This window comes from Nonomuraea sp. B208 (assembly GCF_057536035.1).
On sequence record NZ_BAAJOU010000021.1, the window covers coordinates 85,386 to 101,525 of the forward strand.

19 protein-coding genes are annotated in these 16,140 nt (G+C 70.2%); 9 read left to right on the forward strand and 10 right to left on the reverse strand.

The window, feature by feature from the left end; all coding sequences use genetic code 11:
• Positions 1-52 precede the first annotated feature (52 nt).
• From AC27IY_RS17125 to AC27IY_RS17140, 4 genes are all read left to right on the forward strand, one after another.
• The gene (locus AC27IY_RS17125; protein ID WP_487178501.1) at positions 53-619 is read left to right on the forward strand and encodes a PadR family transcriptional regulator; all 567 of its coding nucleotides are present in this window, start codon (positions 53-55) and stop codon (positions 617-619) included.
• A 118-nt stretch (positions 620-737) separates the two neighbouring features.
• The gene (locus tag AC27IY_RS17130; RefSeq protein WP_487178502.1) at positions 738-1,130 is read left to right on the forward strand and encodes an SgcJ/EcaC family oxidoreductase; all 393 of its coding nucleotides are present in this window, start codon (positions 738-740) and stop codon (positions 1,128-1,130) included.
• On the forward strand, positions 1,127-1,462 hold the full coding sequence (locus tag AC27IY_RS17135; RefSeq protein WP_487178503.1) for a hypothetical protein: 336 nt from the start codon (positions 1,127-1,129) through the stop codon (positions 1,460-1,462). Before AC27IY_RS17130 ends, AC27IY_RS17135 begins: the two co-directional genes overlap by 4 nt.
• A gap of 11 nt (positions 1,463-1,473) precedes the next feature.
• Positions 1,474-2,415 carry a GNAT family N-acetyltransferase gene (locus tag AC27IY_RS17140; protein ID WP_487178504.1) on the forward strand — a complete coding sequence of 314 codons (942 nt, stop codon included), beginning with the start codon at positions 1,474-1,476 and terminating at the stop codon, positions 2,413-2,415.
• Positions 2,416-2,424: 9 nt separating this feature from the next.
• Here the strand turns inward: AC27IY_RS17140 and AC27IY_RS17145 are convergent, their stop codons facing one another.
• From AC27IY_RS17145 to AC27IY_RS17155, 3 genes are all read right to left on the reverse strand, one after another.
• Positions 2,425-2,814, reverse strand: a complete 390-nt coding sequence (locus AC27IY_RS17145; protein WP_487178505.1) for a hypothetical protein — start codon at positions 2,812-2,814, stop codon at positions 2,425-2,427.
• A gap of 83 nt (positions 2,815-2,897) precedes the next feature.
• Positions 2,898-3,977 carry an Rv3169 family protein gene (locus AC27IY_RS17150; RefSeq protein ID WP_487178506.1) on the reverse strand — a complete coding sequence of 360 codons (1,080 nt, stop codon included), beginning with the start codon at positions 3,975-3,977 and terminating at the stop codon, positions 2,898-2,900.
• Positions 3,978-4,075: 98 nt separating this feature from the next.
• Complete coding sequence (locus AC27IY_RS17155; RefSeq protein ID WP_487178507.1) at positions 4,076-4,564, reverse strand: hypothetical protein; 489 nt, start codon at positions 4,562-4,564, stop codon at positions 4,076-4,078.
• Positions 4,565-4,721: 157 nt separating this feature from the next.
• Between AC27IY_RS17155 and AC27IY_RS17160 the strand changes: the two genes are divergently transcribed.
• Together AC27IY_RS17160 and AC27IY_RS17165 are read left to right on the forward strand one after the other, a co-directional pair.
• A complete protein-coding gene (locus AC27IY_RS17160) occupies positions 4,722-5,258 on the forward strand; it encodes a peptidylprolyl isomerase (RefSeq protein WP_423452146.1) in 537 nt (178 codons plus the stop codon).
• 64 nt (positions 5,259-5,322) lie between these two features.
• Positions 5,323-6,195: a rhomboid family intramembrane serine protease gene (locus tag AC27IY_RS17165; protein WP_344213919.1), complete on the forward strand. Its 873-nt coding sequence runs from the start codon at positions 5,323-5,325 to the stop codon at positions 6,193-6,195.
• A 77-nt stretch (positions 6,196-6,272) separates the two neighbouring features.
• Here the strand turns inward: AC27IY_RS17165 and AC27IY_RS17170 are convergent, their stop codons facing one another.
• Positions 6,273-6,518, reverse strand: coding sequence for a cell division protein CrgA (locus tag AC27IY_RS17170; RefSeq protein WP_344213917.1), 246 nt, complete (start codon positions 6,516-6,518; stop codon positions 6,273-6,275).
• Between the two features lie 144 nt (positions 6,519-6,662).
• Between AC27IY_RS17170 and AC27IY_RS17175 the strand changes: the two genes are divergently transcribed.
• Genes AC27IY_RS17175 through AC27IY_RS17185 form a run of 3 tightly spaced genes read left to right on the forward strand, consistent with a single transcriptional unit; the run spans position 6,663 to position 8,020 of the window.
• Positions 6,663-7,286 carry a class E sortase gene (locus AC27IY_RS17175; RefSeq protein WP_487178508.1) on the forward strand — a complete coding sequence of 208 codons (624 nt, stop codon included), beginning with the start codon at positions 6,663-6,665 and terminating at the stop codon, positions 7,284-7,286.
• Between the two features lie 6 nt (positions 7,287-7,292).
• Positions 7,293-7,451, forward strand: coding sequence for a hypothetical protein (locus AC27IY_RS17180; protein ID WP_487178509.1), 159 nt, complete (start codon positions 7,293-7,295; stop codon positions 7,449-7,451).
• On the forward strand, positions 7,448-8,020 hold the full coding sequence (locus tag AC27IY_RS17185; RefSeq protein WP_423478348.1) for an anthranilate synthase component II: 573 nt from the start codon (positions 7,448-7,450) through the stop codon (positions 8,018-8,020). Before AC27IY_RS17180 ends, AC27IY_RS17185 begins: the two co-directional genes overlap by 4 nt.
• 146 nt (positions 8,021-8,166) lie before the next feature.
• Here the strand turns inward: AC27IY_RS17185 and pknB are convergent, their stop codons facing one another.
• The 6 genes from pknB to AC27IY_RS17215 all read right to left on the reverse strand — a co-directional run bounded on the left by pknB (position 8,167) and on the right by AC27IY_RS17215 (position 16,130).
• Complete coding sequence (pknB, locus tag AC27IY_RS17190; RefSeq protein ID WP_487178510.1) at positions 8,167-10,029, reverse strand: Stk1 family PASTA domain-containing Ser/Thr kinase; 1,863 nt, start codon at positions 10,027-10,029, stop codon at positions 8,167-8,169.
• A gap of 82 nt (positions 10,030-10,111) precedes the next feature.
• Positions 10,112-11,506 carry a serine/threonine-protein kinase gene (locus tag AC27IY_RS17195; RefSeq protein WP_487178511.1) on the reverse strand — a complete coding sequence of 465 codons (1,395 nt, stop codon included), beginning with the start codon at positions 11,504-11,506 and terminating at the stop codon, positions 10,112-10,114.
• Positions 11,507-11,527: 21 nt separating this feature from the next.
• Positions 11,528-12,988 carry a peptidoglycan D,D-transpeptidase FtsI family protein gene (locus AC27IY_RS17200; RefSeq protein WP_344213905.1) on the reverse strand — a complete coding sequence of 487 codons (1,461 nt, stop codon included), beginning with the start codon at positions 12,986-12,988 and terminating at the stop codon, positions 11,528-11,530.
• The gene (locus AC27IY_RS17205) at positions 12,985-14,367 is read right to left on the reverse strand and encodes an FtsW/RodA/SpoVE family cell cycle protein (protein WP_423452141.1); all 1,383 of its coding nucleotides are present in this window, start codon (positions 14,365-14,367) and stop codon (positions 12,985-12,987) included. Before AC27IY_RS17205 ends, AC27IY_RS17200 begins: the two co-directional genes overlap by 4 nt.
• Positions 14,368-15,663, reverse strand: coding sequence for a Stp1/IreP family PP2C-type Ser/Thr phosphatase (locus AC27IY_RS17210; RefSeq protein ID WP_344213901.1), 1,296 nt, complete (start codon positions 15,661-15,663; stop codon positions 14,368-14,370). It lies immediately after the preceding gene.
• On the reverse strand, positions 15,660-16,130 hold the full coding sequence (locus tag AC27IY_RS17215) for an FHA domain-containing protein FhaB/FipA (RefSeq protein WP_423452140.1): 471 nt from the start codon (positions 16,128-16,130) through the stop codon (positions 15,660-15,662). Before AC27IY_RS17215 ends, AC27IY_RS17210 begins: the two co-directional genes overlap by 4 nt.
• Between the last annotated feature and the right edge of the window lie 10 nt (positions 16,131-16,140).

Consider the following 16,140-nt stretch of genomic DNA (forward strand, 5'->3'; position numbering starts at 1 on the left):
TTCCGGTGCTGCACATGCCTATAGTGCAAATTGCACTATGGAAAGGAGCATCATGGCGCGCCGCCACGATCTGGTCGGGCTCACGGTCCTGGCCCTGCTCACGTTGCGCGCCGCTCACCCGTACGAGCTGCACCGGCTCATCGTCGACTGGCACAAGGACTACATCACCGGCCTGCCGCGCAGCCTCTACCACGCGGTCGAGCGGCTGGCCAGGGACGAGCTCATCGTGCCCGCGAAGACCGACCGCGAGGGCCGCAGGCCGGAGCGCACGGTCTACGAGATCACCGACGAGGGCCGGGAGGAGCTGGCCGCCCGGCTGCGCCTGCTCCTGGAACGGCCCGACCCCGACCGGCGCGCGTTCGTCGCCGCGGTCTCGCTCATGGGTTGCCTCCCGCCGCCCGAGGCCCAGCGGGCGCTGCGCGCCCGTGCCGCGACGATCGAGGGCGTCCTCGCCGGGATGGACGCCCACCGGCGGGCCATGGCGGAGAACGGCCTGCCCGCCGTGCTCGCGCTGGAGCTGGAGTACGAGCAGGCGCTGCACCGGGCCGAGCTGGCCTGGCTCGGCGACCTGCTCGACCGGCTGGACCAGGGCGAGCTCGACTGGGGCCCGCCCACCTGAAGAAAGAACGGCCGCCGAGGTGCGCCAACACCACGGCGGCCGGCATCCGACCAAGGCGCCTGCCCTGTCCGGACTCGCAAAGCCCAGGATAGGCGCCGCGACCGAGAGGAACCGCGTCATGTCCCCCACCGAATCCACCGTCGAGATCAACGGCCTGCTCGCCCGCCTGACCGAGACCTGGAACGCCGGCGACTCCGCCGGCTACGCGGAGCTGTTCACCGCGGACGCCGACTACGTCACCTTCTTCGGCCTGCACCTCAAGGGCCGCGAGGCGATCGAGGAGACGCACCGGGGGCTGTTCCGCACCGCGATCAAGCTCGACGAGAGCGACGTCGAGCCGAGCATCAGGCACATCACCGACGACGTCGCCGTGGTCGTGACGGGCGGGTCGTCATCCGTGAACGGCGTCCCCGACCCGAGCCGCACGTCCACCGTCACCTTCACGGCGCTGCGCACCCCCGAGGGCTGGCGCTTCGCCTCCTTCCACAACTCGCGCGTGGTCAAGCCGTGAGCCGCCGGCTCGTCACGGCGGTCGCCGGGGTGGTGACCGCGCCCGTCGAGCGGGTGTGGCCGCTGCTCCGGCGACAGGTGCCCGCCAAGGAGGTCGGCGAGCACTTCCTGGCCTACCAGGGCGGCTGGTGGTACCGGGGCGAGTGGACGGTGACCGCCCATCCCGAGGGCACGCGCGTGGACCACCGCGTCTACTGCGTGGCCGGCCCGTTCTGGGCGGTGGCCCTCGCCAACCGGCTGTTCATCGGGTTCGGGGCGCGTACCCGCCGCGCGTTCGGGGACGGCCTGGCCGCGATCGCCCACCAGGCGGGAGGTTCTGCGCGCCTGACCTAGGCTCTCTTTTCATGAAATGGGAGCCTTTGACCCTGGCGGACGCCCGGCCGCTGGCCGACCTGCTGGGCGCGATGGAGGCCGTGGACCGCGCCGGCGTGGTCCACGGCGTGGACGAGGTGGCCGGCTACCTCTCCAGTCCGCTGCTCGACCTGGCCGAAGGCACCCACGCGGCCTGGGAGGGCGACCGCCTGGTCGCCTTCGGCCACCTGCCGGTCATGCAGTCCGCCCCGGAGACGCACACCATGCGGCTCTGGGGCGGCGTGCATCCGGACCACCGCCACCGCGGCCTCGGCCGGCGGATCGTGGACTGGAGCCTGCGCGCCGCCCCGGCGCTGAGCGCGCGGGCCTTCCCCGACGTTCCCGCGGAGGTGCATCTCACCGCGTACGCCACCGACCCCGGGGCGGCGGTGCTCGCGGAGGCCGCCGGGTTCGTCCCGGTACGCACCTTCGCCCGCATGGCCCGCCCGCTGCACGGCGACCTGCCCGCCGTCCGGCCCCCGGCCGGCGTGTCCCTCACCCCCTGGTCACCGGACCTGGACGAAGGCGCCCGCGCCGTACGCAACCAGTCCTTCCGCGACCACTGGGGCAGCGTGCCGCACACCCCGGAGAGCTGGCGGGCCGCCATCACCGGCCCGCCGAACTTCCTGCCGGGCTCGTCGTTCGTGGCCCTGGCGGACGGGCGGGCCGTCGGCGTGCTCATGACCCACCACCGCGAGACGCCGGCCGGCGAGCGGGTCGCCTGGATCCAGATCGTCGGCACGCTGCGCGAATGGCGCGGCAAGGGCGTGGCCGGCGCGCTGCTCGCACACGCCCTCACCGCCTTCACCGCCCAGGGCTACGACGCGGCCGGGCTCGGCGTGGACGCCGCCAACCCGACGGGCGCGGCCGCCGTGTACGAACGCGCCGGCTTCACCGTCGCCCACCGCAGCACGGCGTACTCCTGCGCGGTGTGAGTCGGCCGCTCATGAGGGGCAGGGATGCGACACGTGCCGGTTCGGGCAGCAGATCAGCCCCAGGCTCACGAACCTGCCGCCCTTCAGCCACTCACCCCACTGCACGTCCACGCCCCTGGGCAGCGCGTCCCTGGCGTAGACCAGGCGCTCCTCCAGGGGAATGCGCTCCTGACGGATGAGGGACGTGCGCGCCTTGCCGTACTCACGGGCCAGCCAGCCGGCGGCGTCCTCGACGTCGTCATACGTGCCGGCGATCCGGGAGGCGGGCTTGGCCAGCCAGTCACCGGTCCGCATGGGCGGCAGCGGCGAGGCAGGGAAGCCGGGCGAGCCGGGCCGCCTCCCGGACTCGTAGCCCCGGTCAGCGCCGTTGCCAATCCACTGGTACGCGTGCCAGTGCATGTTGAGACCTTGTCTATTGGTTGTATCTCCTCGTCTAGGTAGCAGATAGTAGCCGCGTTGCTACGAGAACGGGCGGTGGCGCGCTAGCCCCGGTCGAACGACGGGTGCGGGCCCAGGGCCCAGTACTCGAACAGGCCGTGTCCCACCAGCCCGTCGTACTCGAAACGCCCCACCGCGTCCACGAGCCCCCACATCCGGTTCGCGTCCTCCGGCAGCCGGTACGTCACCCCCTGCACCACCGGCTCCGGCCCCTGGTACATCCCGTGCCGCCAGTCCGGTTCGAGGCCGTAGCCGGTGCCGGCCATCAGGTGGACCGGCAGGACGGGGGTGCAGCGCACGTCGAAGGGCTTGCCCGCGGGCGGGGTGAAGGTGATGACGGCCTCGACGACGTCCCGGGTGCCCGGCGCGTACACGGGCCGGTAATCGGGGCGGCCCAGATACTCCTCCTCGCGCCCGTCCGCCCACACCCGGACGGCCTCCTCCAGCAGCCGCCGGCCCCGCTCGTCCTCCTGGACGATGCACAGGATCGCGTGGTCGCCGAAGCTCATGGGGGCGTACAGCCAGTAGAAGGTGCCGGCGTTCCTGGACTGGATGCCCGGCGGCTCGGCCTCGCCGACCGGGCGGATGCCCCAGGAGCGGTCCCTGGTGCCCAGCCAGCGGTCCGGCGTGATCGGGATCTCCTCGTCGCCGATCCGTACGTGCCCCGACCAGCGGCCGGTCTGCGCGAGCCGGACGGAGTCGAACGTCACCCGCTCCTGCCACCGCAGGAAGTGCCGCGGCTCCAGGGTCGCCGGGATCGTGCCCTCCCAGCTCAGGTCGAAGGACAGCCCGTACGCGTTCGGCTCCAGGACCACGCGCAGCCGCTTCAGCCCTTTGACGACCTCGACCCGGAACGGCCCGACCCCGGTGTCCATCCGGTCCGCGCCGAGCTCGCGCGAGGCCCGCACCACCCGATGCAGGTCCCCCCGGCGGGCCAGGGCGAAGGCGTCGGTGACGCCCAGGTTGGGGTACTGGCCGAGGCCGACGATGAGCATGAGCTCGTCGGTGCCCGCATGGCAGTTGAAGTAGTAGCGGTCGTAGAAGTTGCGGTCGGAGGTGGTCACGTGCCGCATGACCTGGGCCGCCTGGTGGACGGGGTAGTCATCGAGGGGTGACAGGCTCATGTCCGTTTGTAGCAAGCGCTTGGTAAGCGGTCAAACCCCTCGGGAAAGGAGAAGCGCCCCCGTGCCGGAGCACGGAGGCGCCTACCCTGGTCGCCGGATCAGGACATCTTGCGAGACGTCTCGTCCGCCCGGTCCGACACACCGCTCGCCATATCGGCGGTACGGTCCGCCTTCTCACTGACCCACCGTGAGGCATCGGAGGCGGAGTCCTTCATGTGCTCGGTCCACTGCTGGGCATTGCGGCGGTAGGCCATGTAGCCCATCGCACCCACCGCGAGTCCGGTCATCAGGACGAGCATCGGCCACCTACGCGACCGTGTCCGAGCCGGTTCGATCTTCCTGGCCGCCGCGGTCAGCATGGAGCTGATGTACGGAGCGACCTGGTCCTCGATGCCGTGCGCCGCGGACTCCAGCCGCGGTGCCGCCCACGAGCGGGCGTCCTCGATACGGTGCGTGGCGGCCATCCTGGCCTGGTCGGCCATCGGCGACATGCGTTCGCCGGTTTGCACGGCCCGGGTCTTCACGCGACCCATCCACGTGGCGGGTACCTCTATGGCCACGCGGCGCTTTCTCAGTGTCAGGGACACGACAACCTCCCCTGTCGTTGGGATCCCGAGCCTGACCTTCCCTGGGGGAGGCGGTCCATTCATTGCGGTCCGTGGGAGGATGGTCACAGCGGCCATAAGGCCACAGTTCGCACAAGATCACCAACCAACCCTGTACATCAAAGGGGGCAGCTGTCTCGTGGCTGAGAAGCTGATCGCTAACCTGCAGACCAACCGCGGCCTGATCAAGGTCGAACTCTTTCCCACCAAGGCGCCGAAGACCGTGCGCAACTTCGTGGAGCTGGCCGAAGGCACCCGCGAGTGGAAGCACCCGGGCACCGGCGAGAAGAGCACGGGCCGCTACTACGACGGCACCATCTTCCACCGCGTCATCCCGGGCTTCATGATCCAGGGCGGCGACCCGCTGGGTCAAGGCATCGGCGGCCCCGGCTACGAGTTCGACGACGAGATTCACCCCGAGCTCTGGTTCAACCGCCCCTACCTGCTGGCCATGGCCAACGCGGGCATCCGCTTCGGCAAGGGCACCAACGGCTCGCAGTTCTTCGTCACGGTCGTTCCGACGCCGCACCTCAACGGCAAGCACACCATCTTCGGCGAGGTCATCGAGGGCCAGGACGTCGTCGACGCCATCGCCAAGACCCGCACCGACGCCCGCGACCGGCCCATCGAGGACGTCATCCTGGAGTCGGTCACCATCGACCGCGTGCAGGGCTGAGAGCCCGCGTTCCTGAGGGGCGGGCGAAGCGCAGCAAGCCGTAACAGGCCATAGGCTTTCGGTCATGACCAGCCAGCCGCCCAGCCCGCCCCCTCAGCCGGAGCAGCCGGCCGAGGCCGTGCCCACGTGCTACCGGCATCCCGACAAGGAAACCTGGGTCCGCTGCCAGCGTTGTGAGCGCCCGATCTGCCCCGACTGCATGCGTGACGCGGCGGTCGGCTTCCAGTGCCCCGAATGCGTGGCCGAGGGCAACCGCGGCATCCGTCAGGCCCGCTCCACCTTCGGCGGCAACGTCGTACGCACGCCGATCGTCACGTACGCGATCCTGGTCATCAACCTGCTGATCTTCGGCGCGCAATATCTCACCGGCGACCGCGTCACCGGCGAGCTCGCGATGTGGCCCGCAGGCGTCGCGCTCGGCGAGCAGTACCACCGGCTGATCACCGCCGCCTTCGTGCACGGCGGCGTGATGCACATCCTGTTCAACTCCTGGGCGCTCTACGTCGTGGGCCCCTACCTGGAGCGCTCGTTCGGCCACGCCCGCTACATCGCGATCTACCTGATCAGCGCGCTCGGCGGCAGCGTGCTCGGCCTCTGGCTCGACCCGCTCAGCCAGCCGACGGTCGGCGCATCCGGCGCCATCTTCGGCCTGTTCGGCGCGGTCTTCGTGGTCGGCCGCCGGCTCAACATGGACGTACGCGGCATCGCCGTGCTGATCGTGATCAACCTGGCGATCACCTTCGTGGTCTCGGGCATCAGCTGGACCGGGCACGTCGGCGGACTGATCACCGGCTCGCTGCTGGCGGCGGCCATCGCCTACGCCCCCAGCAGGAACCGGACCCTGTGGCAGGCGGCGACCATCGCGGGCGTGCTGATCGTGCTGATCGCCCTGGTGCTGGTGCGCGTGTCGGCCATCCAGGCCGCCGTCGGGGCCTGAACGGGGCCTGAACGGGGCCTGAACGAGGGCCGCCACGTGACGGCGCCCACAGGGTGTGGAAAAAACTGTGGAAAGAACTAACGCCAGCGGGTGGAAAGAACCACACCGAAGATGATGAACACGAACCCGATCAGCAGGTTCCAGTTCTGGAGCTCGCCGATGAAGGGCGTGCTGGGCGCGACGTAGTAGACCGCGATCCACAGGATGCCGATGATCCACGAGACGACCATCGTCGGCGCCAGCCACCGCGGGCTGACCTTGACCTGCTGCGACCTCTGCGGCGGCGTGTAAACCGCCTTCTTACGAGCCTTGGACTTGGGCACTGGGTAACTCCTGCTGAGGGCCTGGGGCATCCGGATCGTCCGCAGGCTCTTCGGTTAGCCTAATCGAGACGGGCCCAGGATAGTCGCCACGCGCACGTCCTGGCGATCCCCGGCCGCCGCGACTCCCCCGTTTACCCTGATCGAATGCGGGCTGCGCTCCGGGCCCTGGGGGAGACGAGCATCACCGCGGGCCTCATCCTCATGCTGTTCTGCGCCTATCTGCTCTGGGGCACCGGCGCCTACACCCGGAGCCAGCAACTGCTGCTCCAGCGCGAGCTGGCCGCGGCGAAGGCGGCCGGCGAGCGCGGCCGTCTCGACCGCATCGACCTGGGCCGGGCCGTCGCCGTGCTCGGCATCCCGAAGCTCGGCCCCGGCTACCGGTACGCGATCGTCGAAGGCGTCGGCGCCGACCAGCTCAGGAAGGGCCCGGGCCACTACCCGGGCAGCGCCCTGCCCGGCCAGATCGGCAACTTCGTGGTCTCGGGCCACCGGACCACGTACGCGGCCCCGTTCAACCGGCTCGACGAGCTGGAACGCGGCGACGAGATCGTGGTGGACGCCCGCGAGGCCCGCTACACCTACCGCGTCACCTCCCAGGACGTCGTGGAGCCCGACGAGATTGACGTGCTCGCCCCCGTGCCCGGCAAGCCCGACATCCGCCCCATCCGCGCCTACATCACGCTGTCCACCTGCCATCCGGAGTACTCCGCCGCCCAGCGCCTCATCGTGTACGGCGTGCTCAAGGAGACCCAGCTCAGGAAGGAATGAGCCCAGATGTACGCCTGGCTCTGGCGCAAGCTGCCCGGCCCCCTGCCCCGCCGCGTCCTGACCGCCGCCGTGCTGGTCATCGCCGTGGTGGCCGTACTCTGGTTTGTCGTCTTTCCGCTACTGGAGCCGCTGGTGACGCTCGACGAGGTGACGGTGAAGGAATGAGTCGTGTGCTGGTGGTGGACAACCACGACAGCTTCGTCCACACGATCGTGCAGTACCTGCGCGTCCTCGGGGCCGAGTGCGACGTGCGCCCGCGTGACGAGGTGCGCGAGGCCGACGCCGACGGCTTCGACGGCGTGCTGGTCAGCCCCGGCCCCGGCACCCCCGAGGCGGCCGGCGTGAGCGTCCCGCTGGTCCGCCGGGCGGTCGCGCGGCGGCAGCCGCTGCTCGGCGTCTGTCTCGGCCACCAGGCCATCGCCGTCGCGTTCGGAGCCACCGTCACCCGCGCGCCCGAGCTGTTCCACGGCCGGACGAGCGACATCCTGCACGACGGCGAGGGCGTCTTCGCGACGCTGCCCTCGCCGGTGCGGATGACCCGCTACCACTCGCTCGCCGTGCTGCCCGAGACGGTGCCCGAGGCGCTGGAGGTGACCGCGCGCACCGCCGACGGCGTGGTCATGGGCCTGCGCCACCGCCGGGCGCCGGTCGAGGGCGTCCAGTTCCACCCCGAGTCGGTCCTGTCCGAGCACGGCTACAAGCTGCTGGAAAATTGGCTTCGGCGAACCATGTAACAAATGTCGCGCTGCCACCGACTTACCAGTGAACGTCCCCGCCGTTGCCCCCGAGCGGCGGGGGCGTTCTTTTTTCGTCCCAGAAACGCCGAGGGCCGCCCCTCCCGGAAGGGAGAGGCGGCCCTCAGCGGCGTCAGGACCGGTCGCTAGAACCCGTCGGGCTCGTCGTCGATCGGGTTGTCGTTCGTCGGCGGTTCGTCGATCGGGTTGTCGCTGGTCGGCTCGTCACTGGGCTGCTCGGGGAAGTCGTCGCTCGGCTCCTGCGTCGGCTGCTGCGGCTGCTGCGGCCCGGTGGACACCACAATCGTGATCGTCGTGTTGGGCGCCAGCTTGGCCCCCTCGCCGGGGTTCTGCTGGATGACCGTGCCCTGCGGCTGGTCGCTCGGCTGCGGGACGACCTTCACCCGGAAGCCGGCCGCCTTGATCTGCGCGGAGGCGTCCTCCTGGGTGAGGCCGATGACGCTCGGCACCTCGCCCAGCTCCTTGGGCACGTAGAGGGTGACGATGCCGTTCTCCTCGATCTCCTCGCCGGCCTTGGGCCTGGTCTCGATGACCGTGCCCTGCTTCTTGCTGGAGACCTTGGTCTTGACCGTGCCGCGCAGGCCCTCCTTCTCCAGGGCGGCGATCGCGTCCTCCTGGGACAGGCCGATGAGGCCGTCCGGCACCTTCTTCTTGGCCGGGCCCTTGGAGACGAAGAGCTTGATCGGCGAGCCCTTTTCGACCTTGGTGCCCTCGACCGGGTCGGTCCGGATCACGCTGTCCTTGTCGATCTCGGAGCTGTTCTCCTTGACGACCTCGACCTTGAGCTCAAGCGCCTTGAGCTGCTCCTCCGCGTACGCCTGCTCCTGCGAGACGAGCGAGGGGATCGTGACCTGGGTGTCGGAGGCGGCACCGCCGCCGTTGCCGAAGACGATGTAGCCGACCGTCACGAACGCGCCGATGATCAGCAGCGGGATGATGATCCACAGGGCGGTCTTGAGGCCGTTGCCGCCGCCTCCCGAGGCCCGGCGCCGGCCGCCACGGCCGCCGCCCTCGCCGTCGCCGTACTCGTAGGGCGGGACGGCGTTGGTGCGCTGGGTGGCCGGGCCGGTGGCCGCGTGCGTGGCCGTCATCATGCGCGTGCCCTGGTAGCCGCCGGCGTTCATCGCCATCGTCTGGGCGTCGGTCGGCATGCCGGACATCGCCCGCTGGATGTCGGCGCGCATCTCGCCCGCGCTCTGGTAGCGCTGGGCGGGGTCCTTGGCCATGGACTTGAGCACGATCGCGTCGGCCCAGGCCGGGATCTCGGGGTCGATCTGCGACGGCGGGATCGGCTCCTCGCGGACGTGCTGGTAGGCGATCGCGACCGGCGAGTCGCCGGTGAACGGCGGCTGGCCCGTCAGCAGCTCGTAGAGCAGGCAGCCGGTGGAGTAGATGTCGCTGCGCGCGTCGACCCGCTCGCCCCGCGCCTGCTCCGGCGAGAGGTATTGGGCCGTGCCGATCACCTGGGCGGTCTGCGTCATCGTGGCGGCCGAGTCGGCCATGGCGCGGGCGATGCCGAAGTCCATCACCTTGACGTCGCCCGCACGCGTGATCATCACGTTGGCCGGCTTGATGTCGCGGTGCACGATGCCGCCGCGGTGGCTGTAGTCGAGCGCCCGAAGGATGCCGTCGACCAGCTCGACCGCGCGCTCCGGCAGCAGCCGCCGGTCCTGGCGCAGCAGGTCGCGCAGCGTGCGGCCGTCGACGTACTCCATCACGATGTACGGGACCGGCGCGCCGTCGGTGACGTCCTCGCCGGTGTCGTAGACCGCGACGACGGCGGGGTGGTTGAGTGAGGCCGCCGACTGCGCCTCGCGGCGGAAGCGGGCCTGGAAGGTGTGGTCGCGCGCCAGGTCGGAGCGGAGGGTCTTGATCGCGACTATGCGGTCCAGCCGGATGTCTCGGGCGCGATACACCTCAGCCATGCCGCCGCGCCCGACGACACCGTCGAGCTCGTAACGACCTCCGAGTAGCCGAGGCTGAGTCATTTCCTGCACTGTCCCTTACCGTTCATCTTGGGTACCGGCCTGCTCGGGGGCCGCCGGTGTCCATCATCGACCCCCTGGCGCGTCACGTCTCCTCCTCGGGCGTGTTTGTCGCACCCTGATCCGGCGAAGCGGGCGGTGTCGGAGTTGTCAGGGTTGTGGTGGGCTTCGGGGTTGTGGGGGTAGGCGTCGGGGTTCGCGTCGTCGGGGTCGGTTTGGGGGTCGGCTTTCTTGTGGGAGTAGCCGACTTGCTTACCGTAGCCGACCGCGAGGGTGTAGGCCGCGACGACCTGACCGGAACCACCGGGGGCCGGTGGGTCCGCGGTTTGGTCCTGCCCGGCCGCACCTGCGCGGGCGAGGGCACCGGGGGCGTCGGCTCCGCGGTGCCTGGCGTGGCGGTGGTGCCGGGGGTCCGGGCGGCGAGGGTCATGGCGCTGAGCCCCACCGCGGCGACGCAGCCGGCCGTGGCGACCACGGCCAGCGTACGGGCGCCCCGACGGCGCCGCCTCGCCGGCGCCCGCCCGGGCCCCGTGGCGTGCTCGTCGGGCGCTGTCTCGTCGGACGCTGTGGTGGTGACCAGGTCGGTCTCCTGCTCGTCCTCCGGCGACGACTCGCGTACGCGGAAGCCGCCGGGGTCGGTGAGCATGCTCAGCTCGGCGGGCCGCTCGGCGGCGGCCGCCAGCGACTCGCGCAGCACGTACGCCCGGTCGGCCACCTCCATCGCCGTCCCCGGCCGCAGCCCGGGATCCTTGGCCAGCAGCCTCATCACCAGCTCGCGCACCGGCGCGGGCACGTCCACGCCGAGCGGCCTGGGCGCCTCGTTGAGATGCCGCAGCGCGATGGCCACATGATTGTCACCCAGGAACGGCGTGCGCCCGGCCAGGCACTCGTAGGCGACCACGCCGAGCGAGTAGAGGTCGGTCGACGGGGTGAGCGGGAAGCCCTGCGCCTGCTCGGGGCTGACGTATTGGGCGGTGCCCAGCACGGTGCCGGTCTGCGTCACCGGCGCCGCCTCCAGGGCCCGCGCGATGCCGAAGTCGGTGACCTTGATCACGCCCTCGGGCGTGACGAGCAGGTTGCCCGGCTTGACGTCGCGGTGGATGACGCCCGCCGCGTGCGCCGTGTGCAGCGCCCTGGCGGTCTGGTGCACCACGTCGAGGGTCACCTCGGCCCCGATGGCGCCGTTGCGCGCCAGGATGGCCGACAGCGGCTCCCCGTGGACCAGCTCCATCACGAGGTAGGCCAGATCGCTCTGCTCGCCGTAGTCGAAGACCTGGGCGATCCCGGGGTCGGCCAGGGACGCGGTGATCCTGGCCTCGTTCCTGAAACGTTCGCGGAAGGCCGGGTCGACGTGGATGTGACTTCGGAGGATCTTGACGGCCACCTCGCGGCCCAGGAGCTCGTCCCGGGCACGCCACACTTCTCCCATACCGCCCATGGCGATGCGGGAGACCAGGAGGTAGCGGTTACGGAGCCGCATGATCCAGCAGGTTACCGTCGGTCACTTGGTGAGCACCGCCTCCAGCACGGCCTTCGCGATCGGGGCGGCCGTGTGGCCGCCGGTCGCCTCCGCGCCGACGTTGGCCGCGCCGGACTCGACGATGACCGCGAGCGCGATCTTCGGGTCGTCGGCGGGCGCGAAGGAGATGAACCAGGCGTGCGGCGGCTGGCCGTCGGCCGTCTCCGCGGTGCCCGTCTTTCCCGCTACTTGGACGCCCGGAACCTGCGCGAGGTTGGCGGTGCCGTTCTGGACGACGCTGACCATCATCTGCCGCAGCTTGCCGGCGGTCTCCTCGCTGACCGCGTCCGTCAGCTCGTCGGGGTCGGCCTCGTCGATCGTGTCGCCCTTGGAGTCGGTGATCTTGTTGACGAGATAGGGCTTCATGACCGTGCCGTTGTTGGCGATGCCGGCCGCGATCATGGCCATCTGCAGCGGCGTCATGCGGTTGCTGCGCTGGCCGATGGAGGCCATGGCGAGCGCCGCCTTGTCCTCCTCCTTGCCGAAGTCGCTCTGCGCCACCGACATCGGCACGCCGATCTGGGTGCCCATGCCGAACTTCTCGGTCTGCTCGTTCATCTTGTCGTAGCCCAGCTCCATGCCCATCTTGCCGAACGGCGTGTTGCAGGACCTCTCCAGCGCGTACGTGAGCGTGACCGAGCCGGAGCCGCAGGCCGCGCCGCCGTAGTTGGGCAGGCTGATGTTCGTGCCGGGCAGCGGGAGGTTCTGCGGCGCGTCCACGGTCGTGTCGGGCCCGCGGTCGGAGTCGTCCTCCAGGTAGGCCGCCATCGTCACGACCTTGAACGTCGACCCCGGCGGGTAGGTCTGCCCGATCGTCCTGTTGAGCAGCGGCTGGTCCTTGGCCTTGGCCAGCTCGTCGTAGCGGGAGAACACCTTGCCCTTGTCGGTGCCCGACAGCTCGGTCGGGTCGTAGGTGGGCAGCGACACCATGGCGAGGATCGCGCCCGTCTTGGGCTCGATCGCGATGACCGCGCCCCGCTTGCCGCTCTGGCGCAGCGCGTCGTAGGCCGCCTTCTGGGCCTTGGGGTTGATCGTGACCTCGACGTTGGCGCCCTTGGTCGGCTCGCCGGTGAACAGGTCGATGCTGCGGCGCAGCAGCAGGTCGGCGCTGGAGCCGTCGAGCAGTTTGTTCTCGCTGGCCTCGATCGCGCTCGCGCTCTCCGGCGAGAAGAAGCCGGTGACGTGCGCGTACAGCTTGGCGTCGGGGTATTGCCTGATGAACCTGAACTGCTTGCTGTCGGTCTCCACGGACTGCGCGATCACCTTGCCGCCGGCGGTGATCCGCCCGCGCTCGATGGAGTAGCGCTCGTAGAAGTTGCGGATGTTGCGCGCGTCGGCGCTCAGCTCCTCGGCCCGCACCGCCTGCAGGAAGTTCACGTTGATCATCAGGAGCGCGAACATGGCCAGGCAGGCCACGGACACGCGCTTCAGTGTGCTGTTCATCGCTGGAACACCTGCGTCAATCCTTCGTTCTGGATCGCCTGGGGTGGGGGGCGCCGGGCGGCGTCGGACGTGCGTACCAGCAGCGCGATGAGGATCCAGTTGGCCAGCAGGGCGGAGCCGCCCTGGGACATGAACGGGGTGACCAGTCCGGTCAGCGGGATGAGGTTGGTCACGCCGCCGACGATGATGAACACCTGCCACGCCAGCAGGAACGCGAGGCCGCCCGAGAGCAGCTTGCTGAAGGGGTCGCGGGCCGCCAGCGCGGTGCGCAGCCCCCGCTCGACCAGCAGCGCGTAGAGCATGAGCAACGCCATGAGGCCGGTCAGGCCCAGCTCCTCGCCGGTGGCGGCGAAGATGAAGTCGGAGAACGACAGCGGGATCCGCTCGGGATGCCCCTGGCCGAGCCCGGTGCCGAGGATGCCGCCGGCGCCGAAGCCGAACAGCCCCTGCATGATCTGGTAGCTGCCGCCGATCTCGCGGTCGTAGAACTCGGGGTTGCCCGGGTCGAGCCAGATCTCGAACCGGTCGCCCACGTGCGAGAACGCGAGCCCGGCGAGATAGGCGCCGCCGACGAACAGCAGCAGGCCGATCAGCACCCACGAGGTGCGCTGGGTGGCGATGTAGATCATCGCGATGAACGTGCCGAACAGCAGCAGCGAGGTGCCGAGGTCCTTCTCGAAGACCAGCACGAGCAGGCTCAGCCCCCACGTCACGAGGACGGGGCCGAGGTCGCGGGCGCGGGGCAGGTCGATGAAGAGCAGCCTGCGGCCGGCCAGCGCCAGCACGTCGCGCTTGGCCACGAGGTAGCCGGCGAAGAAGACCACCAGCGCCAGCTTGGCGAACTCACCCGGCTGGATCGAGAAGCCGCCGATGCGGATCCAGATCTTGGCGCCCTGGACCTCGCTCAGCGAGCCGGGCAGCAGCGCGGGGATCGCGAGCAGCACCAGCCCGATCGCGCCCGCGGTGTAGGTGAGGCGCTGCAGCATGCGGTGGTCGCGCAGCACGATGAGGGTGGCGGCGAACATCACGACGCCGAGGCCGGTCCACATGATCTGGTTCGCGGCCGACGCGCCGGGCATCTTGGCCGACTCCAGCCGGTAGATCATCACCAGGCCGAGGCCGTTGATCAGCGTCACCAGCGGCAGGATCAGCGGGTCGGCCCAGGGGGCGAACTTGGCCAGCACGAGGTAGGCGACCAGCATGATGCCGCCCAGGCCGAGACCGTAGGCCAGCATGCCCGCGGGCACCCGGCCGTCCACGGCGAGGCCCACGTTGGCGTAGGCGCCCATGACGATCAGGACCGCGAGCGCCAGCATCACGAGCTGGGCCACCCGGCGCTTGGCCGGCATGGGGACGGGGGAAGCTGCGACTTCGCTCATCTATTGCGGTTTCGTCTTGGTCTTGGTCGCGGACGCCGACGGCGTGGGGGACGGGGACGCCGTCGTCGAGCCGTCGTCGGCCTGGCTCGTGGAGAACTTCAAGCTGTTGATCTTCTCCACGCCCGCGTCGGCGTTGGTCACCGGTATGCCGCTCTTGACCAGCGCCTGATCGGCCTCGGACAGCCGGGAGAGCTGCCGCCCGGTCGGCCGGGAGACGCTGAAGAGCTGGAAGGGACCCACTTCCTTCTGCACCCCCCGATAAACGACCACTTCGTCGCCCCTAGCGCCGACGAAGAACTGGTCCTGGGTCCACTGGTATCCAAAGTAGCCGCCGACGCCGACGGCCGCGCCGCCCACGCCGAGCACGGTGACCAGCACGGGCCACATCCGGCGACGACGCCGGCCGGCCGGCCGCTGGGCGACCGGCTCTCCGAAGTCGTCGTCAATGAGGACCGGCTGGGGCGCGGTCACCGCGTCGGCTCGCCCCGGCTGGGTGTCCTGGGGGGCGCCATGCAGCCGGGTCATCCCCGCCGCGCCGACGACGGCGGCCTCGGCGGGCACCGGCTGCCCATCGTCGATCTCCAGGACGTCGGCCAGCACGCAGGTGATGTTGTCCGGCCCGCCACCGCGGTTGGCCAGATCGATGAGCTGGCGGACGACCTCCTCGGGGTCGTCGATGTTGGTGAGCGTGGCGTGCAGCGTCTCCGCGCTCACCACCCCTGACAACCCGTCGGAGCACAGCAGGTAGCGGTCGCCCACCTGCGCCTCCCGCAGCGTGAGGTCGGGATCGACCTCGCCGCTGCCGTCGAGCGCGCGCAGCAGGATCGAGCGCTGCGGGTGCGTGGCGGCCTCTTCCGGCGTGATGCGCCCGTCGTCGACGAGCTGCTGGACCAGGGTGTGGTCATGGGTGATCTGGTAGAGCTCGCCGCGTCTCAGCAAGTAGGCGCGCGAGTCTCCCACGTGGACGAGGGCTACCTGGGTGCCGCTCCACAGCATGGCCGTGAGCGTCGTGCCCATGCCCTTGAGGCTGGGATCCCGGCCCACCATCTCGTGCAGCCTGCGGTTGGCATCGCGTACCGCTGCCTCAATGGCGTTGAGCAGGTCACCCCCCTGGGGGGCCTCTTCGAGAGAGGCCATGGCGGCGATGGCGACTGAGCTCGCCACCTCGCCGTGTGCGTGCCCGCCCATGCCGTCGGCGACGGCGAGCAGGCGGCCGCTGGCGTACGCCGAGTCCTCGTTACCTTCGCGGAGGAGGCCGACGTCCGAGCGGGCGGCGTAGCGGAGTGCGATGGTCATTTGCGCAATTCAATGACTGTCTTGCCGACGCGGATCGGAACACCGAGCGGCACCGGGGTCGGGCGGGTGACTTTGTTGCGGTCGAGGTACGTGCCGTTGGTGGAGCCGAGGTCTTCCACGATCCACTGGCCGTCCTGTGGGAAGAGCCGGGCGTGCCGGCTGGATGCGTAATCGTCGCTGACTACCAGCGTGGCGTCGTTCGCCCGGCCAATGGTGATGGGCGTCTCCGTGAGGTCGATGGTGGTGCCTTGCAGCGGGCCACCGGTGACGATGAGCTGGCGTGGCTCGCCCTTCTTGCTCTTGGGCTTCACCGGTGCCTTCGTGGTCCGTGGCGCCTTGCGCGGGGCCGCGGGAGCCGTGCGTGAACCGAACAAGTCAGTCCGGATCACGCCGACTGCGGCAATGACGAAGAACCACAGCACCGCCAGGAAGGCTAGCCGGATCAGCAGCAGCGTGAGCTCGGACATGGACCGTCTG